This window comes from Rarobacter incanus (genome assembly GCF_006715765.1).
Taxonomy (GTDB): domain Bacteria; phylum Actinomycetota; class Actinomycetes; order Actinomycetales; family Cellulomonadaceae; genus Rarobacter; species Rarobacter incanus.
Genome location: NZ_VFNV01000001.1, coordinates 1,397,160 through 1,413,594, shown reverse-complemented (window position 1 = coordinate 1,413,594; position 16,435 = coordinate 1,397,160). Strand labels below are relative to the sequence as shown.

General features: G+C 65.9%; 10 protein-coding genes. 6 read left to right on the top strand and 4 right to left on the bottom strand.

Annotated features, from left to right (window positions below; all coding sequences use genetic code 11):
- Positions 1–2: 2 nt before the first annotated feature.
- Positions 3–1,076 (top strand): VIT1/CCC1 transporter family protein, encoded by a 1,074-nt coding sequence (locus tag FB389_RS06000; protein ID WP_246043548.1) that lies wholly within the window; start codon positions 3–5, stop codon positions 1,074–1,076.
- On the opposite strand, the gene FB389_RS05995 is transcribed toward FB389_RS06000, so the two are convergent.
- The 3 genes from FB389_RS05995 to FB389_RS05985 form a co-directional block, all read right to left on the bottom strand.
- Positions 1,073–2,347 carry an MFS transporter gene (locus FB389_RS05995; protein ID WP_142111892.1) on the bottom strand — a complete coding sequence of 425 codons (1,275 nt, stop codon included), beginning with the start codon at positions 2,345–2,347 and terminating at the stop codon, positions 1,073–1,075. The two genes, FB389_RS06000 and FB389_RS05995, sit on opposite strands and share 4 nt — an antisense overlap.
- Positions 2,344–4,119 (bottom strand): pyruvate dehydrogenase, encoded by a 1,776-nt coding sequence (locus FB389_RS05990; RefSeq protein ID WP_142111890.1) that lies wholly within the window; start codon positions 4,117–4,119, stop codon positions 2,344–2,346. The genes FB389_RS05995 and FB389_RS05990 overlap by 4 nt, the downstream gene beginning before the upstream one ends.
- Positions 4,120–4,338: 219 nt before the next feature.
- Entirely contained in the window at positions 4,339–5,616 is a 1,278-nt protein-coding gene (locus FB389_RS05985; protein WP_142111888.1) for an MFS transporter, read from the bottom strand.
- A 53-nt stretch (positions 5,617–5,669) separates the two neighbouring features.
- Here FB389_RS05985 and FB389_RS05980 point away from each other — a divergent pair, with 53 nt between their 5' ends.
- Entirely contained in the window at positions 5,670–5,972 is a 303-nt protein-coding gene (locus FB389_RS05980; RefSeq protein WP_142111886.1) for a GNAT family N-acetyltransferase, read from the top strand.
- A 126-nt stretch (positions 5,973–6,098) separates the two neighbouring features.
- Complete coding sequence (locus FB389_RS05975) at positions 6,099–7,448, top strand: FAD-binding oxidoreductase (RefSeq protein ID WP_142111884.1); 1,350 nt, start codon at positions 6,099–6,101, stop codon at positions 7,446–7,448.
- 288 nt (positions 7,449–7,736) lie between these two features.
- Here the strand turns inward: FB389_RS05975 and pgm are convergent, their stop codons facing one another.
- The gene (gene pgm, locus FB389_RS05970; protein WP_142111882.1) at positions 7,737–9,410 is read right to left on the bottom strand and encodes a phosphoglucomutase (alpha-D-glucose-1,6-bisphosphate-dependent); all 1,674 of its coding nucleotides are present in this window, start codon (positions 9,408–9,410) and stop codon (positions 7,737–7,739) included.
- Between the two features lie 153 nt (positions 9,411–9,563).
- Here pgm and FB389_RS05965 point away from each other — a divergent pair, with 153 nt between their 5' ends.
- The 3 genes from FB389_RS05965 (at position 9,564) to FB389_RS05955 (ending at position 16,399) form a co-directional block, all read left to right on the top strand.
- Positions 9,564–13,286 carry a hypothetical protein gene (locus FB389_RS05965; RefSeq protein WP_142111880.1) on the top strand — a complete coding sequence of 1,241 codons (3,723 nt, stop codon included), beginning with the start codon at positions 9,564–9,566 and terminating at the stop codon, positions 13,284–13,286.
- A 149-nt stretch (positions 13,287–13,435) separates the two neighbouring features.
- Positions 13,436–15,550 carry a fibronectin type III domain-containing protein gene (locus tag FB389_RS05960; RefSeq protein ID WP_142111878.1) on the top strand — a complete coding sequence of 705 codons (2,115 nt, stop codon included), beginning with the start codon at positions 13,436–13,438 and terminating at the stop codon, positions 15,548–15,550.
- A gap of 21 nt (positions 15,551–15,571) precedes the next feature.
- Positions 15,572–16,399: a DUF5926 family protein gene (locus FB389_RS05955; protein WP_142111876.1), complete on the top strand. Its 828-nt coding sequence runs from the start codon at positions 15,572–15,574 to the stop codon at positions 16,397–16,399.
- Positions 16,400–16,435: the final 36 nt, after the last annotated feature.

Here is a 16,435-nt window from a genome sequence, read left to right as displayed (position 1 = left end):
CCTTGACGAACGACGCCCCGACCAAGCGGCAGATTCGCCGCTGGCAGCGCAACCTCGTGGACGAGCGGCTCGAGGCGGATGTCTACCGCGATCTCGCCGCGAAGGCAAGCGACGAGGACCGCGAAATCCTCCTCGCGCTCGCGAATGCGGAATCGCGCCACGAGGAGCACTGGCTACTCCTGCTCGGCGAGCACGCGGACGGCGCGCGCCGTTCGTTCCTGCGCTCCCACGCGCTCGGGTGGCTGGCCCGGCATTTCGGGGGCGTGTTTATCCTGGCGCTCGCCCAAAAGGCGGAGGCCCGTGCCAAGTATGACGACGATCGCGACGCCACCCTGGCGATGGCGGCCGACGAACACGTCCACGAGGAGGTCGTGCGGGCGCTCGCGGAACGTGGCCGCACCAAGCTCTCGGGCACCTTCCGGGCAGCGGTTTTCGGCGCCAACGACGGCCTGGTCTCGAACCTGGCGTTGATCCTTGGCATCGGAGCGGCGGGGGTCAGCAATTCGACGGTGCTGCTGTCGGGGCTTGCCGGCCTGCTGGCGGGAGCGATGTCGATGGGGGCGGGCGAGTACGTGTCGGTTCGCTCGCAACGCGAGCTGCTGGAGGCATCCGAACCCAGTGAAACCACCGCGCGCAAGCTCCCCGATTTGGACGTGGACGCGAACGAACTGGCGCTGCTGTACCGCGCGCGGGGCATGTCGCCCGCCGCGGCCGACGCGCACGCCGCCCAGATCCTCAACAACTATTCCAGCTCGACGCGACTGGCGGACCCGATCAACGCCGCCGAATTCGAGTCGCACGGCACCGCTTGGGGTGCCGCCTGGTCGAGTTTCTGCTTCTTCGCTTCGGGCGCGACGGTCCCGATCCTGCCGTACCTTTTCGGGTTGCAGGGGTTGGCCGCCGTCGTCGTCGCTGTGGCGCTGGTGGGGATGGCGCTTGCGATCACGGGCGCCGCGGTTGGTCTGCTGTCCGGGGCCGCGCCGCTGCGCCGCGCCCTACGCCAGGTGGCGATCGGGTTCGGCGCAGCGGGCGTCACCTATGCGCTCGGCAGCATCTTCGGGGTCGCGGCGGGCTAACGGGAGGCGCCAGCCGATGCGGCGGCCGATTCGCGGGTGACGGGGGCCTCGTCCCCTCCCGCGTGCGAGGGCAGGTGCTTGCGCCACCACAACGACACGAAACCAAGCGAAAGCGCGGCGATCACTGCCCCGGCGGCGAACATCTGCGAATAGCTGAACCAGATATCAAGGCCCGCCAGCACGGCAGGTATGAAGAAGCCCAGGTACGTCAGCGAGTAGTACACGGCCGTCAGGCCCGCAAGGTCGTCGGGGCCCGCGATCCGCTGGATTTCCTGCAGGCCGGCAACGAGCAAGAGCCCGTAGGCGACCCCGAGGATCGCGGCCGCACCGATGGCCCATTTCAGGGACGAGTTCCCCGCCGCCGTTGCGGCCACGATCATGGCGACAACGGTCACCGTCAGCGCAACGCCTGTGCCGCGCGCCGACCGATCGGAATCGAATCGGGACCCGATCAGCTGGATGCCGAACCCGGATCCCAGCGCGATCAGGCACAGCAGGCCGGAGAATCCGATCCGCATGTCGCCCACCTGGTTCGCGACCAGCGTCGGCATGATCGCGTACGCGCTTGCGGCGCAGCCGAATACCCACGGCGCGGCGGGCAACACGACGAGCAGGAAGCGACGGTGGCGCGATGACGGAATCTTCAGGTCGTCGGCCAGGCGCCCGCCGGTGTGCGGTGCGCGGGTTTCTGGGGCCTGCAGGAGCCACAGCCACGCGAGCAGGGAGATCACGGCGTTGACCAGATACGGATACACGTCGCCGCGCGGCGCGAACTGAGCCATAGCCGCCGCGGCGCCGGCGCCCAGGCCGAAGCCCGTGGTGAGCGCCAGTCCCGCGCGGCGCGCTCCCGCGCCCGGCTTCGCGCCCGGCTCGAACGGCGCCTGGGAGAGTTCCTTGATCCACGCGGTGCCGACGGCCATCACCAGCCCCAGGGCGATTCCCGACAGGACGCGGCCCACGAACAACACGCTCGCGTTGCCGCCACCGCCCGCCAGCACCAGCGATCCCGCGATGGCGATCAGCGGGGCGGGTCGCAGCAGGGGGGCGCGGCCGTAGCGATCCGAAAGCGGGCCGCCAAGGAGCAGCGCTGGGATGATGCCGAGGACGTACGCGGCGAGGAGAATGTCGACGGTGGCCGTGGTCAGGCCCTCGTCGCTCTTGTACATGACCAGTAGCGGGGTGAATTCGTTGCCGCCCCAGGCCACGGCAAAGGTAGCCGCGGCCACCTTCAACCAGATCGATGGCCGCGGCTTTTGACTTGCGGAGATCATGGACGAGGAATGTTCCTCAGGTTCGACTTCGCCATGGAAATGACCTCGCCGATGCCGCCGCCCAGGATCTCCTTGCTCATCGCGGTTGCGAAGCCCGTGACCTGGTCGGCGGTGATGCTGGGCGGAAGCGAAAGCGCGTTCGGGTCCGTGTGGACGTCGATGAGCGCCGGCCCGTCCTGCTTGAGCAGGCCCTCAAGCGCCGAGCGCACGTCCTTCGGGTCTTCGACGCGCACGGCGGGGATGCCCATCGCGTTGGCGATGTCCGCGTAGTTGACACCTGGCGCGTCCGTGCCGTATTCGGGCAGGCCGTTGACCAGCATCTCCAGCTTGACCATGCCGAGCGAGGAGTTGTTGAACACCACTACCTTGACCGGCAGGTTGTAGTTCTTCAGGGTAATCAGGTCACCGAGCAGCATGGAGAGCCCGCCATCGCCCGACATGGAGATGACCTGGCGGCCAGGTTGGGCGGCAGCGACGCCGATCGCCATCGGCATCGCGTTCGCCATCGACCCGTGCAAGAACGAACCGATGACGCGGCGGCGGCCGTTCACCCGCAGGTAGCGGGCGGCCCAGACGTTGCACATGCCGGTATCGACGGTAAAGACGGTGTCGTCCGCGGCCACGTCCGAAAGGATGTCGGCGACGTATTCGGGGTGAATGGGCTTGAGCTTTTCTGCGCTCTTCCCCTTGTAGGCGCCCACGACCGTGGTCATGGCCTTTTCGTACTTCTTGACCATCTGATCGACGAAGCGCCGCGACCGGGCCTTGTCGACCAGCGGAAGCAGCGCCTTGACGGTTTCTTTGACGTCGCCGACGACGGCCAGGTCCAACCGGGTGCGGCGCCCCAGCACCTCTTCGCGGATGTCCACCTGCGCCGTGCGCACGTTTTCGGGCAGGAACTGGTCGTACGGGAAATCGGTGCCGAGCAGCAAAAGCAGGTCCGCTTCGTGCATCGCGGCGTTGGCGGATCCGTAGCCCAGAAGGCCGGACATGCCCACATCGAACGGGTTGTCGTACTGGATGAATTCCTTGCCGCGCAGGGAGTGCCCGATCGGGGCGCCGATGCGGTCGGCCAGCGCGATGACCTCGTCGTGCGCGCCCTTGGTGCCGGCTCCCGCAAAGATGGTGACCTTCTTGGCCGCGTTGATGGCGTCGGCCAGGTCGCGCAGGGCGGAATCCGCGGGGACCACGCGCGGCTTCGGCGTGCGCTCTGAGAGATCCAGGGGAACATCCTGGGGTGCCGTGGCCGCGGCCGTGTCGCCCGGCAGCGTGAGGACGGAAACGCCGGGGGCGGCGTACGCGTGGTGGATGGCCGAGGCGATCACGCGCGGGGCCGCCAGGGGGCTGGAGATCATTTCGTTGTATACGGAGCACTCGTTGAAAATGCGGTCCGGGTGCGTTTCCTGGAAGTAGGACGTGCCGATCTGCATGCTCGGGATGTGGCTGGCGATGGCAAGGACCGGAACGCGCGAGCGGTTGGCGTCATACAGGCCGTTGATGAGGTGCAGGTTGCCCGGGCCGCAGGAACCGGCGCAGACCGCCAACTCGCCCGTGACCTCGGCCTCCGCGGCCGCGGCAAAGGCCGCCGCCTCCTCGTGCCGGACGTGGACCCACTGGATGCCCTCGCCGTTCTTGTTGGAGCGACGCACGGCGTCGACGACGGGGTTCAGACTATCCCCGACAATGCCGTAGATGCGCTTGACGCCGGCTGCGAGGAGTTGATTGACGAGAAGGTCGGCGACGGTGTCGCCACGTACTTGGTTCTTAGCCACGAGGGTCTCCAGGTTGGGAACATAGACGACGTCGTATCACTCGCAGCGGGCAGGTTCTGTCCGGAAGCGTCGGCGCCTGCTACTCCAGTATCCCCGAGCGATCAGGAACTTTCATCCTCAACTGGGTGTTCCGTTGGCCACAGTCGGCGCAACGCGAGGATGCGTGCCAGGCCGCGCCCGGTTGGTGCGGCCCGCGCGGATGACTCCCCGAGATGCGGGTTAGGCCTCGTGCGTGCCCGAGTCGGGGCGCGGTGCCCGTGCACGTACGGCGAGCCCCACCACGGCGGCCGTGGCGAGGGCCGCAAGCGCGCCGCCGCCGCTCAGTGCGTATCCCGCGTGCGCCCCGCGATGGTCGATCAGCATGCCCGCTATCGCCGTGCCCGTGGACACGCCGATAGTCATCGCGGTCGAGGCCCACGCGAGCCCCTCCGTCAGGTGGTCCGAACCCACGATCTGGTGCACGATGCTGTTGCCAGTGATCAGGGTGGGGGCGATCGACACCCCGCCCAGCGCCAGGACGGCGGCCAGCTGCCACAGGTTCTGCACGAATAACAGCGAGACCATCCCGGCGCTCAGGATTGCCAGCGTCACGATCAGCCTGCGAACCAGCGAAGAACGCCAGTGCCTGGCGCCGTAGCCCAGGCCCGCAAGCATCGAACCCAGCGCAAAGACGCCCAGAACGATCCCGGCCATGCTCTCGTGCCCCTGCTCCTTGGCGAAGGCGACGGTCGAAACCTCGGTGCTCCCGAAGACTATTCCCACGAACAAGAACACCGCGGACAGCGCAATTAGCCGGGGATTGCGAATGACGGACGAGGCCGCCGCCCCCGCGCGCTGGTCCTGCAATTTGGCGGGCGGCTCCGAAGAGCGCTGAGAGCAGAACCACAGCCCGCCGCCCACCACCGCGATGGCGGGCAGGGCCAGGCCCGCGAGGGGCCACACCTGGACGACGAGGATCGTTGCGAGCGTGGGGCCCACGACGAAGATGAACTCGTCGATCGCCGATTCGAGCGAGAACGCGGTGTGCAACTGGCGGGGCGTGGACACGGCGGCGGTCCAGCGGGCCCGCACCAGTGCGCCGAATGCCCCGGAGGTGGCACCGACCCCCGCCGCGAGCACCCACAGCACCGGCTCGGGTAGACCGGCGACGATGGCACCGCCAAGCCCCAGCAAAAAGACGCCGTTTGCGGCCGTCAGCGGGGTCATAACCCGCCCCTGCCCGTGCCGATCGATGAGGCGTGCGACCAGCGGGACCGCGATCGCGGACGCCACAAGGTACATCGCGGAGACGCGGCCGCCCGCCGCATACGACGAGTACGTTTGCTCGATGATGAGCACGATCGCCAGCCCCACCATCGACATGGGGAGGCGTGCGATCGCCCCGGCAAAGGAAAACCGCAGGGCACCAGGCAGTCGCAGGATCGCCAGATACGGGTTCACGGGTGCGTCTTCATTGGATTCTGGACGGGGCGCGGGGGAGTTGACGGTGGAAGACACCCCGATATCTTGCCATGCGCGACAAGCGCCGGGGTTCGGGGCAGAATGTGAGGATGAGCACGCACACTAGTGACGACCTCGACATCCACCATGACGCCGATGCGCAGCGTTTCACCGCCAGCTTGCCCGGTGACGGGGAGGTGGGGCACCTGGACTACACCGCCGATGCGGTGACCATGACCGTGCGGTCCACGGTGGTTGACCCGCGGTTCGGCGGGCGCGGATTTGCAGCGAAAATGGCGCGCGAGGCATTGGACTACGCGCAGGAGCAGGGGTGGCAGGTGGTGCCCCAGTGCTCCTACATCGGCACGTTCGTGGACCGGAACCCGCAGTACGCGGAGCTGATCGTCGATTAGGTCGGCGCGCGCAGGCGGCGCCGGTTCGTGGGGTCGGCGGAGCGCTCGTTCTTCCTGCCGCGTTCCCGGTCGCCGCCCGCAAGGCGGTAGGCTGAACTGGCCGTCTAATGCGTCAAAGGTGGGACTATGAACCAGCCACTCACACTCGAAACTGAACTTATCCAGGCCCTGGGCTATCAGGTCGTCACGCCCGCGTCGGCGAACTGGCAACGCGCCTCGCAGCCTTGGAACATAGCGGTCCACCAGGATCCCCTTGCGGTCGTCACCGTCGAAACGGTCGAACAGATACGTTCGATCCTTGCCGTTGCCTCTCACCACGGGGCCAAGGTGACGACGCAACTGACCGGGCACGGCGCCAACCACCAGCTTGCGGACGCGATAGTCGTGCGTCCCAGCGGATTCGACGAACTGGTCATCGACGTAGAGCACCGGACGGCGCGCATCGGTGCCGGGGTGCGGTGGGGCGCGGTTGCCGCCGCGCTGGACGGAACGGGCCTGGTCGCCGCGTTCGGGTCCAATCCCTCCGTCGGGGTCACCGGCTACGAGTTGGCGGGTGGCGTATCGCTCTTCAGCCGGTCCACCGGGCTCGGGTCGTGGGCGCTGCGCGCCGTTGAACTTGTTACTGCCGATGGAATCTCGCATCGCGTCACCGACGGTGACCTGTTGTGGGCCCTGCGCGGTGCCGGCGGTTCATTCGGCATCGTGACGGCGGTCGAAATCGACCTTTATCCCGCCGCGGACGTATACGGCGGCAAGCTTCTATTTGGTTTGGACGAGGCCGGTGACGTCCTGGATGCCGTGCTTTCCTACGGCGCCGACGCCGACCCCAAGCTCAATATGTCGGTGAACCTGACGCAGATGCCGACTCGCGACGACATCTCTCCCATGCTGCAAGGCCAGCGGTTGGTGTCGCTCGACGCATTCGGATTCGACAACGAAACCGAGCACATGCGTACCCTCGACGCGATTCGCTCGCAGATCCCGCCGATCATTGACGACGCCATGGGGCACCTGGCCGTGTCGGGTGTGCACAAGGCGATCAACGAGCCCGTCAAGCCGTCGGCGTCCGGTGATTTCTCGCGGCTGGCCCGCGTCGATCGCGCCATGATCGACTCGCTGGTTGACCTATTCGAGACCGCGGATGGTCAAGTGCTGCGGAACATCCAGGTGCGGCTGCTCGGCGGGCGCCTGGCGCAGGATCCGCTGGTCGACGCCATCGCCGGTGCGATTCATGATCCGCACCTGGTGCTGGGGGTGGGCCCCGCGGTGCCCGGCGACGAACGGGTCGATCGGGCGTACGCCCGCCTGGGCGAGGTCGTTGCCGTGGACGGCAAACCGCGTACGGTCGCATCGTTCCTGACCCGCGGGCAGGACTACACCGACGCATACGACGAGGTCGCGATGGCGCGCTGGCGGGCCGTGCGCGCCGAGGTGAACCCGGACGGCGTCATCATCTCAAACCGCGACCCGCAGTAGGGCGTTGCGCTGGCCGGGATCGGTGGTGGGGCGTTGCGCTGGCCGGGATCGGTGGTGGGGGGTTGCGCCGACCGGGATCGGTGGTGGGGCGTTGCGCCGACCGGGACAGGCAGTGGGGCGCGATACTCGGGACTTTGCTGGCGAAGCGCTTGGGGCGGCACCCACGTGGGTGCCGCCCCAAGCGCTTGTGCGCTTTCAGCGACGCTGCTTGCTCCCGCTAGGAGCGCGCGCTTGCCGCGCACCTTGGATAGGTGGCGGCGCCAGCGACCGCGTCTTGCGGTTGCGGAACTAATCCGCGAGGGCGTCCGATACGACCTGCTTGGCCTCGTCCTGGACTTGCTTGAGATGGTCCGCGGACACGAACGATTCCGCGTAAATCTTGTACACGTTCTCGGTTCCCGAGGGGCGGGCCGCGAACCAGGCGTTCTTTGTCGTGACCTTCAGTCCCCCGATCTTGGCCCCGTTGCCGGGGGCCTCGGTCAGCGCAGCGGTGATCGGCTCACCTGCCAGCTCGGTGGAGGTGACCTGGCTGGGGCTGAGCGCGCCCAGTTTTGCCTTCTCTTCGAGCGTGGCGGGCGCGTCCACGCGGGCGTACCAGGATTGGCCATACTCGTCGACCAACTCACGGTGGATCACGCTGGGAGATTTACCGGTCACGGCAAGGATTTCTGAGGCAAGCAGCGCCATGATGAGGCCGTCCTTGTCGGTGGTCCACACGTCGCCGTTCTTGCGCAAGAAGGAACCACCAGCGGATTCTTCCCCACCGAAGCCGACGCTGCCGTCGAGTAGCCCGGGAACAAACCACTTGAAGCCGACGGGGACCTCAATCACGTTGCGGCCCAACCCCGCGCCCACCCGGTCGATGAGCGACGAGGAGACGAGTGTCTTGCCGATCGCGGCGTCCGGTCGCCAGCTTGGGCGGTGGCCCGAATACAGGTAGGAAATGGCGGTCGCCAGGTAGTGGTTGGGGTTCATCAAACCGTCGCGCGTGACGATGCCGTGCCGGTCGGAGTCCGCGTCATTGCCGGTCGCGATGTCGTAGGCGGCGTCGGGGGCGCTCATGCGGGCGACCAAGGAGGCCATGGCGTAGGGGGAGGAGCAATCCATGCGGATCTTCCCGTCCCAGTCCAGTGTCATGAAAGCCCAGCGCGGGTCGACAGCCGGGTTGACGACAGTGAGATCGAGATTGTGTCGTTCGGCGATCTCTGACCAGTATTCGACCGAGGCGCCGCCGAGCGGGTCGGCGCCGATGCGCACCCCTGCCGAGCGGATCGCGTCGAAGTCGAGGATGCTGGGCAGGTCATCGACGTAGTGTTTGCGAAAGTCGTAGGGGCGAGTGGTGGTGGCGCCGAGGGCGGCGGCCAGGCTGACCCGCTCGATCTTCTCCACCCCGTCGCGCAGCCACTGGTTCGCCCGGTTCGCGATCCAGCTGGTGGCGTCGGTGTCCGCGGGACCGCCGTGCGGCGGGTTGTACTTGAAGCCGCCGTCGCGTGGGGGGTTGTGCGAGGGCGTGACCACGATTCCGTCGGCCAGGCCCGGCCCCGTTGTGCGCAAACCCTGTGCGCTGCCGACTCCGTTGGCGCGCAGGATAGCGTGCGAGACGGCCGGGGTGGGCGTGAAGGAATCACGCGAATCGACGCGCACTTCGACGCCGGCCGCCGCTAGCACCTCAAGCGCCGTGTTGGTTGCTGGTTCGGAGAGGCCGTGCGTATCGCGCCCGATGAAGAGCGGGCCGTCGTAGCCCTGCAGCGTGCGGTATTCGACGATCGCCGCGGTGATCGCGAGGATATGCGCCTCGTTGAAGGCGGCGTCCAGCGACGACCCGCGGTGCCCCGAAGTACCGAAAACGACCTTCTGTGCGGGATCGTCCGGATTTGGGGTGCGGTCGTAGTAGGCGGCGATGAGCTCGTCGACGTCGATGAGGTCTGATTCTTGGGCAACAGTGCCTGCTCGCGGGTCCATATATCGATAGTGCCACGTCGCGAACGGTTGTGAAACCGAGAGTCCCCATCCTTGCCCCGAAATGTTATCCACAATCTGCCGGTGGCGGGTGCGGAGCGGGGTGCTTCTTTCAGAGTTGGTGCCTCCAGGCTTCACAACTAGGAAGGAATTTCCATGGATCAGTTCTGCATAGTGGAACTTAAATCCGCTTGGCGCCGGCGCATGCGGCTATTGGCCGCAATTACTGCTGGCGTCGTGGCGGTGGCGCTGATGGCCGGTGCCGCAGTCGTGGCAACAAGGGCCGCGGCGGCACCCAGCAAGGCCCCATTTTCGCGGCAATACGGCGAGGCATTGCCCTCGATACCAAGTTGGTTGGGTTCTTATCGGGCAGCATCCGCGATGGGCACCACATACGCGTGGTGCCTGCAGGGCGGCGCTGCGGTCCCAACTAGCGCAGGAAAGACGAGGTCCATCCGGGCGGCAGAACTCTCCTACGCAATCGAGCGGTGGTCCGGGAGCAACTTCACTGGCGCCACAAAGGACGAGACGCATGCGGCCATTTCCTACTTGGCCCACACCTATCACGACGTCTCCGCAAGCAAACGCAAACAATACGTTTCCGCCACGCGGGCCCGCATCAAGAAGATAGCCGGATCGATGTGGGCGGATGCCCGTCGCTACGCGGGCCCCTACAGCGCCACCGGAAAGCTCACCCGCAACGCAGATGCGGACCACCTGACCCTCGCCAATGTGGCGATCGTGGCCCGCGGCACGGTGCAGGTTCCCGGCATCGCCATCACGGTGACGCTGACGGGACCCGCAACCTTTGCGAACGGGGCGAAGACGATCACGTTCACGTCCGAATCCAAGGCTCGCTCGTTCCCGAACATCACAATCACCGGACCGGGAACCGTGGGGTTTAAGGTTGCCGCCGGGGGCCTGGCGGCAACCGATATCACGGTGTGGTCGGGGCACGACAACGTATTCGGCGCCGCCGGATCGGTGCAGGACATGGCGACGATCTCGCGCGTTGCGGTCACGTCGACCGGCAAGCTCAGTATTCCTTCCGATAGTGCGGTCATCACGACGATCGCATCCGATATCAAACGTGTTGGGAACTCGCTGGAGCACGTCGACGAGGTGAGCCTGAACGCCCCGAAGCGTTTCGCCGGGGCGAAAGTCAAGCTCACGGCCTGGCTGCGATACGCGGGCGGTAGCGAACCAGCGCGGCGCACGGTCCAATCCGCCGCCAAGATTCCGGGAACGCCGCAGGGCAGCGTCGCTACGACCGTCACCTTGAACAAGAACGGGAACGCAACCTGGCGGCCCAAGGTGTCCACAGCAATCCTGGGCGGGTATTACACCTGGGTCATTTCGAACGAAGAGGCGTTGGGCGGTCTCTTGCAAGAAAGCGTCACCGACTACGGGATACCAGCGGAAACCAAGCAGGCTTTCATGCCGCGCGTCGCGACGGTGGCCGGCCAATCGACACCCGATGACGCTCGCAACGTCACCATTTCCGACGACATCTCTGGTTCCGGTTTCGCAGCGGGAACGCCCCTGGTCGTGCGGGCCCAGCTATACCGGCACCCCGATGCCACCGAATTCCCCACGGATTCCGCGGGCATCGCATCGCCTCCCGCGCAGGCCGTTGCCGTTGGCTCACCCCTGGTCACAAATGTCACAACAAACGCGGCCGGGTCGTTTGCGACCGCGGTCAGCGTGAGCGTGCGCCAGCGCGCTGTAGATACGCCGTACACCTGGGTCGTGTCGTTGGATGCCGTTGCCAACCAACTGCCGGAAGGGTACGTGTCGAATTACGCAATTCCCGCGGAATCGGTCGTGATTCCGGCCTTCATTCCCGCACAACCATCGGTATCGACCGTGGCCTCCGGGCAGGTCGCCAAGGCGGGCGCGACCATCTTTGACACGTTCACCGTTCAACGCAACGGTGTGGATCTGCAAAAGTATCCGCTGCGGGTGACCTCTACCCTGTGGCACGGGATCGAGGAGCCGGTGAACAACGCGAGCATTGCGGACCAACAAGGTCAAGTGCGACGGGTTTCGTCAAAATCCATCGACCCAGTCAGCGCGACCGCTGACACCGTTACGCTCGCCAACCAGCACCCGTACACGCTTCCAGATGACTCATCGAGCGCCGGGGGGTGGTGGATTTACACCTACTGCTACGAAGGCGCCGGCGATTGGGCTCCCGGTTCGGATGTTCCCGTCAACGACCGCATCAACGGGTACCCCGGCAAGTGCGATGATTCCGTGCACGCCGAAGAGACCGTGCCTATCCCCTGGGAACTCACGATCACCACGGCGGCACGACCCGCGCAAAGCGAGCCGGGTTCGATCGGGGACTTGATCGCGGATCGCATCGAGGTCGCCGGAGGCAAACCCAACAGCGAGGTCACGGTCCTGGTGCGGGTATATGAACCGGTCCTGGCGCCTCCCGTCCCGACGGACCTATCCGACGCAACGCGGCCGGCGCTCGCGGCTGATCCGCAGGCGGTCACAATCTCGCTCGATGGCAGCGGTGCGGGGTCCGCTGTGACGCAGGGGGTGCGAGCTGACCGGCCTGGGTATTACCCGTGGACGGAGCAACTCATTGACGCCGCTCCGGGCACCGCCGGAATTGGCGTGGAATCGCGGTGGGGGGTTGCGGCGGAGCTCTCGTTCATCAAATTCGAGCCGCAGGTCACCACCCAGGCCTCGCACGCGATCGCTCGCGAAGGGGCACTCTTATCTGACCAATTCGAGGTTACGGGCATGCCGACCAACGAGACGGTGACAATTCGCCACACCGCATGGTGCACGCCGTCGCAACCGGTCGAATCAGCTCAGGTGCCGCAATCCGCACGCGAGATTGCGACCGTCACCAGCGAGGTCACCAGCGATTCCGAGGGCAGGGTGCCTCCGCTCTATTCGCCGTCGGTAACGGTCCCCGCCGGATGCCGCTACGTGGTGTGGACCGAGACGATCGCCGGGGGTGACCGTCACCAGCCCTGGTCCAGCCCATTTGGAAGGTCGTCGGAAACCACCGGAATCGTCAGCGTAACCACCAGCGCCAACCCCTTTGCGCAGGTCGGCACGACGACCTATGACCAAGCCATAGTTGCCGGCCCGGCTCCGGCGGGATCGCACCTGTACTTCGATTACTACGCGCAGGTCAAGGGCTCCGATACGGCCAACGACACGTTGCTGACAACCGTCGGGCCGGTCGTGGTCGATGGTCCCGGAATTTACACGTCACCCACCGTCGACGTGGGGGATGCAATTGGCCGGGGTTACTTCCGCGAACGCCTCTATATTCCGACCCCGGACGGCATCATTGATACGGACGACCCACCGATGATCGTTGGCGAACCGAGGGTGCCAGGGGAAACAACAACCATCATCGATGTTTCGTCCCGGGCAGCCGACTTCGCAAAGGTCGGCAAGGATCTTCGTGATTCCGTCGTGGTGGTGGCCCCAACGGCGTTGCCGCAGGGGACCTACCTGCGTTGGCAACTGTGGGAGCAGGCGGGTGGCGCGGACGCCGCCAGAGTAGAAGAGGGGTTTGCGGGGGACCGCTTGCTTGCCACGACCGCGAAGGTCGCCGTGACACGGTCCGGGACATTCGAATCCCCCAGGATCAAGGCGCGGAAGGAGGCAACCGTCTACTGGGTCGAGCAGCTCTATATCGAGGGAAGGGCGGCTCCGATTGCGTCCGGCGACCATAGGGTCGCCTCCGAAACGACTCGGGTGACGCAGAATCCGCCCGCGGCATCGACGCCGGGCAGGCCCGCGCTTCCGGTCACTGGAATGGCGCAGGTGGCGACCGTGCTCGGCTTTGCTCTGATCTTGCTCGGGGCGACGTTCTTTCTCGCAACGCGCAGGTGGAGGCACTGATGAGCACAAGGATGGGTCCGCGACCTGACGCGGAACTGGATGACCCACGCACGAGTCTTGACACAAGAGCCAGGACGAGGCCCCCTCGTTGTGGTGCGGCAGCGCCTCGATGGCGCCGTCTGCTGGCCGCATTGCTGGCGGCGGTGGCGGTGTCGGCTGTGGGTGCGGCGGGTGCGGCGGTGTCGGCCGCGGGTGCGGCGGGTGCGGCGGGTTCGCAGACAGCGACGGAGGCCGTGCCGCAGGGCTCCGCCCAGGTGGGAAGAATAACCGTGGAAGCCGTAGACGGTCAGCGATTTACGATGAAAATTGATCTGCCCTCGCCCAATCTCCACAAATCAGTCGTGATGCTTGTCGATCAAGACCGCTGCCCGTCGGGCAGTGGCAACGCGGCGGGATATCCCAGTCGCTTTCCTCTCGCCGCGAAGGCCAGAACCTTTGCCGTCACGGACAATCGAGGAAGCCAGAAACGTCCACCGAGTCCCTACCGATGGAGCGAAGAGGGATTTCCGAATGCGCACCGGGCCGGAGAGTCTGCGTTCGCGGCGGCAGAAGTCGGGGCCAACGGCACAGTGAGCCTTCGGGCGCGCGGCACAGGATTCGAGTCGGGAACGGAATACTGCGCGATCTGGATGAATCAAGCGGCCGTCGTGTACCAGCGTTCCAGCGATGATGAGTTGCTACCCATCGTGGAATCCACAACGGAGATGACATTCGACAAGATTCTGCACGTTTGGAGCGGCGAATTTCTATATTCCGCCCGCATCGTGAAGACAGGCCCGGCCGCAAGCGAAGTGGCGCTGGGCGAAGTCACCCATGAATCCGCAAGCCTTCGGTGGGACCCGGTACCGGGTGCGGCGTCCTACACGGTGGCATGGAAGCCGGTAGATGGTGACGAATCGATGAGTACCGAAGTCACTGACGCGACGGTGGTGCTTCCGGGGCTGACACCCTCGACCGAATATCTGGTGACCGTAACCCCTGTGGTGGATGCCATCACGCGGGGCGGTAGAGCGCGCTTGTATTTCACGACGGGCCCGCGCCTGCCCGACGCTCCGGTCTTGGCTTCGAAGGCAGCGGTCGGAGTCACTGCTTCGTTCGTCGCATCGTCGGATCCGGCAGTGCAAGAATTCGAAGCGATCTGGGTCAGTGAGAAGGGTGCCCGTGAGGTGACCACGCACCAAAGTAACCCGATAGTGCGATCGGATTTGGCGCCAAACACCGGCTATTCCGTCGCCGTGCGCGCTCGTAACCCGTCGGGGTTGTCCCCCGCTGCGACCTGGGAGTTTGTGACCGGACCGCTCGCGCCGGGAAACGTGGCGGCTGCCGCCCTGCCCACGGGCGTGCAACTCAGATGGGATGCGGCCGCGGGGGCCACCGGATACCGCGTTGCGGTCGGGGGTACTGTGCGCGAGGTTGATTCCACCACAACGCAGATCACCGGACTGGCGCCGTCGACCACCTACGCCTATCAGGTGCAGGCTTTCAACGCTCGTGGCGTCGGCGTGATCGTCAAAGGGTCAGTGCGTACAACCCTCGCACTCCCGGCCGGAATAACGGTATCCGACGCAACTTCGAGCGGTGCAAGAGTGTCGTGGAATCAGCCGGCCCCGGGCGTGCGCTACGTGTTGGCCTTGCGCGGTCATGAGGGAACATGGAGCAGTGAGGGAACCTTCGTAAATGTCACCGGTCTGAGCCCCGGACGCACCTACCAGGGGACCGTCACGGCCACGAAACCCGGTGAGGCGCCGGCCGTCAGCACAATCGCGATACGGACGACGTTGGCAACGGTGGTTGCGATCGAAGTCACCAAACGCGGCACGACATCGGTCACCCTCACCTGGAATTCCGCCGGACCCGCGGCGACCTATCTGGTCCGGGTGGGAGCGCGAACGTTCAAGGTGCGGGGAACGCGGGTGACGGTCAAGGGGCTCTACCCCGGAACCGAATACCGGGCCACCGTCACCCCGGCGGGGCGCACCGCGTCGAACCCCGTGAGCTTCACCACAAAGAAAATGCGTCCACGGGTTACTTTGCGGGCGATCGGATCCCGTTTGCTCATCCGCGTAAGCGCAGTCCCCAAGGGGACCAAGGTGGTGGTGGTCGACAAGAGAGGGCGCCGCAATGTCACCGCGGGCAAGAGGGGGGTGAAGCAAACCGTGCGCGGCACGCGGATCAAGGTTCGGGTGGCGTCGACGGATCGAACGCTGGCTCTGCGCGTCACGTATTCGGCGGCCGACGTGCGCAGCGCCCGTCGCGCGCGGTAGCGGGCGGATATGATGGCCGACATGTCTGCACAATCTTCCGTTGATTTTGTCCTGCGCCCGTTCGAGGGGATTCCCGCAGAACCCGACCTCGTGGCTATGCGCGAGATCATTCCGGCCGCCACCGCCGTTGCGACGCTGGCAAAGGAATACGGCGGCAGAGAGATCACGTTTGTGACCTCGCTGCCCGAGTCGTGGCCCGCCTTGCACCGCACCGATGGTGCCGTTCTGATCGCCCTGCAAACGCATGCAGGTTCCGGCGACCTTAGCCGCGATCTCGCGGACCGTATTCTCGCGGCGCTCGAATTGGAGCCCGGGACCCCGATCGTGAACCAAACGATTCCGGGCCCAGGACCGCGCCTGCAGGACATCTTGGACCTGACAAAGCCCATCGACATTCACGTTCATGACAACTTCGATTTCTGGCTCGACCCGACGGTGGAGCGATCGAAGGAGTTGGACGCCTCGCTCAAAGAGGCAGCAGACGCGATCATCGAAACGGTGCAACTGAAGTCGGTCCCGCACGCGTTCTGGTGCCGGATGGGCGCGCGTGAATTCCTGCGATGGTCATTCGCGCAGGATGAGGAGAAGGTTTTGGACGCGCTGGCGCGCCTGCACGTGAAGCGCGAATCGACGATCGGCGGTGGAAAGTACATCGGCGCCTTCCGTGCCTCCGGGATCTCGATCCCGGTGTGGGAGCTCCCCCGCGGGAGCGAAGCGGAAGACATCGAGGAGGCGGCGGCAGAATTCTTGCCGAAGTTCACCGCGGCAATAGACGACGATTCGGCCCTCGACGTGTACCAGCGGCGGGCTCGCGCGGGAATCGTTGCTCGCCAAAAGACTCTCCGCTAGCACCAGGCGAAGACCTCAGCGCCGTGGCTTCGGTCC

Bases quoted from the DNA above. Each gene is read 5' to 3' on its own strand.
- FB389_RS05995 (WP_142111892.1), bottom strand. From the start codon at position 2,347: ATGATCTCCGCAAGTCAAAAGCCGCGGCCATCGATCTGGTTGAAGGTG.
- FB389_RS05980 (WP_142111886.1), top strand. From the start codon at position 5,670: ATGAGCACGCACACTAGTGACGACCTCGACATCCACCATGACGCCGAT.
- FB389_RS05975 (WP_142111884.1), top strand. From the start codon at position 6,099: ATGAACCAGCCACTCACACTCGAAACTGAACTTATCCAGGCCCTGGGC.
- pgm (WP_142111882.1), bottom strand. From the start codon at position 9,410: ATGGACCCGCGAGCAGGCACTGTTGCCCAAGAATCAGACCTCATCGAC.
- FB389_RS05965 (WP_142111880.1), top strand. From the start codon at position 9,564: ATGGATCAGTTCTGCATAGTGGAACTTAAATCCGCTTGGCGCCGGCGC.
- FB389_RS05955 (WP_142111876.1), top strand. From the start codon at position 15,572: ATGTCTGCACAATCTTCCGTTGATTTTGTCCTGCGCCCGTTCGAGGGG.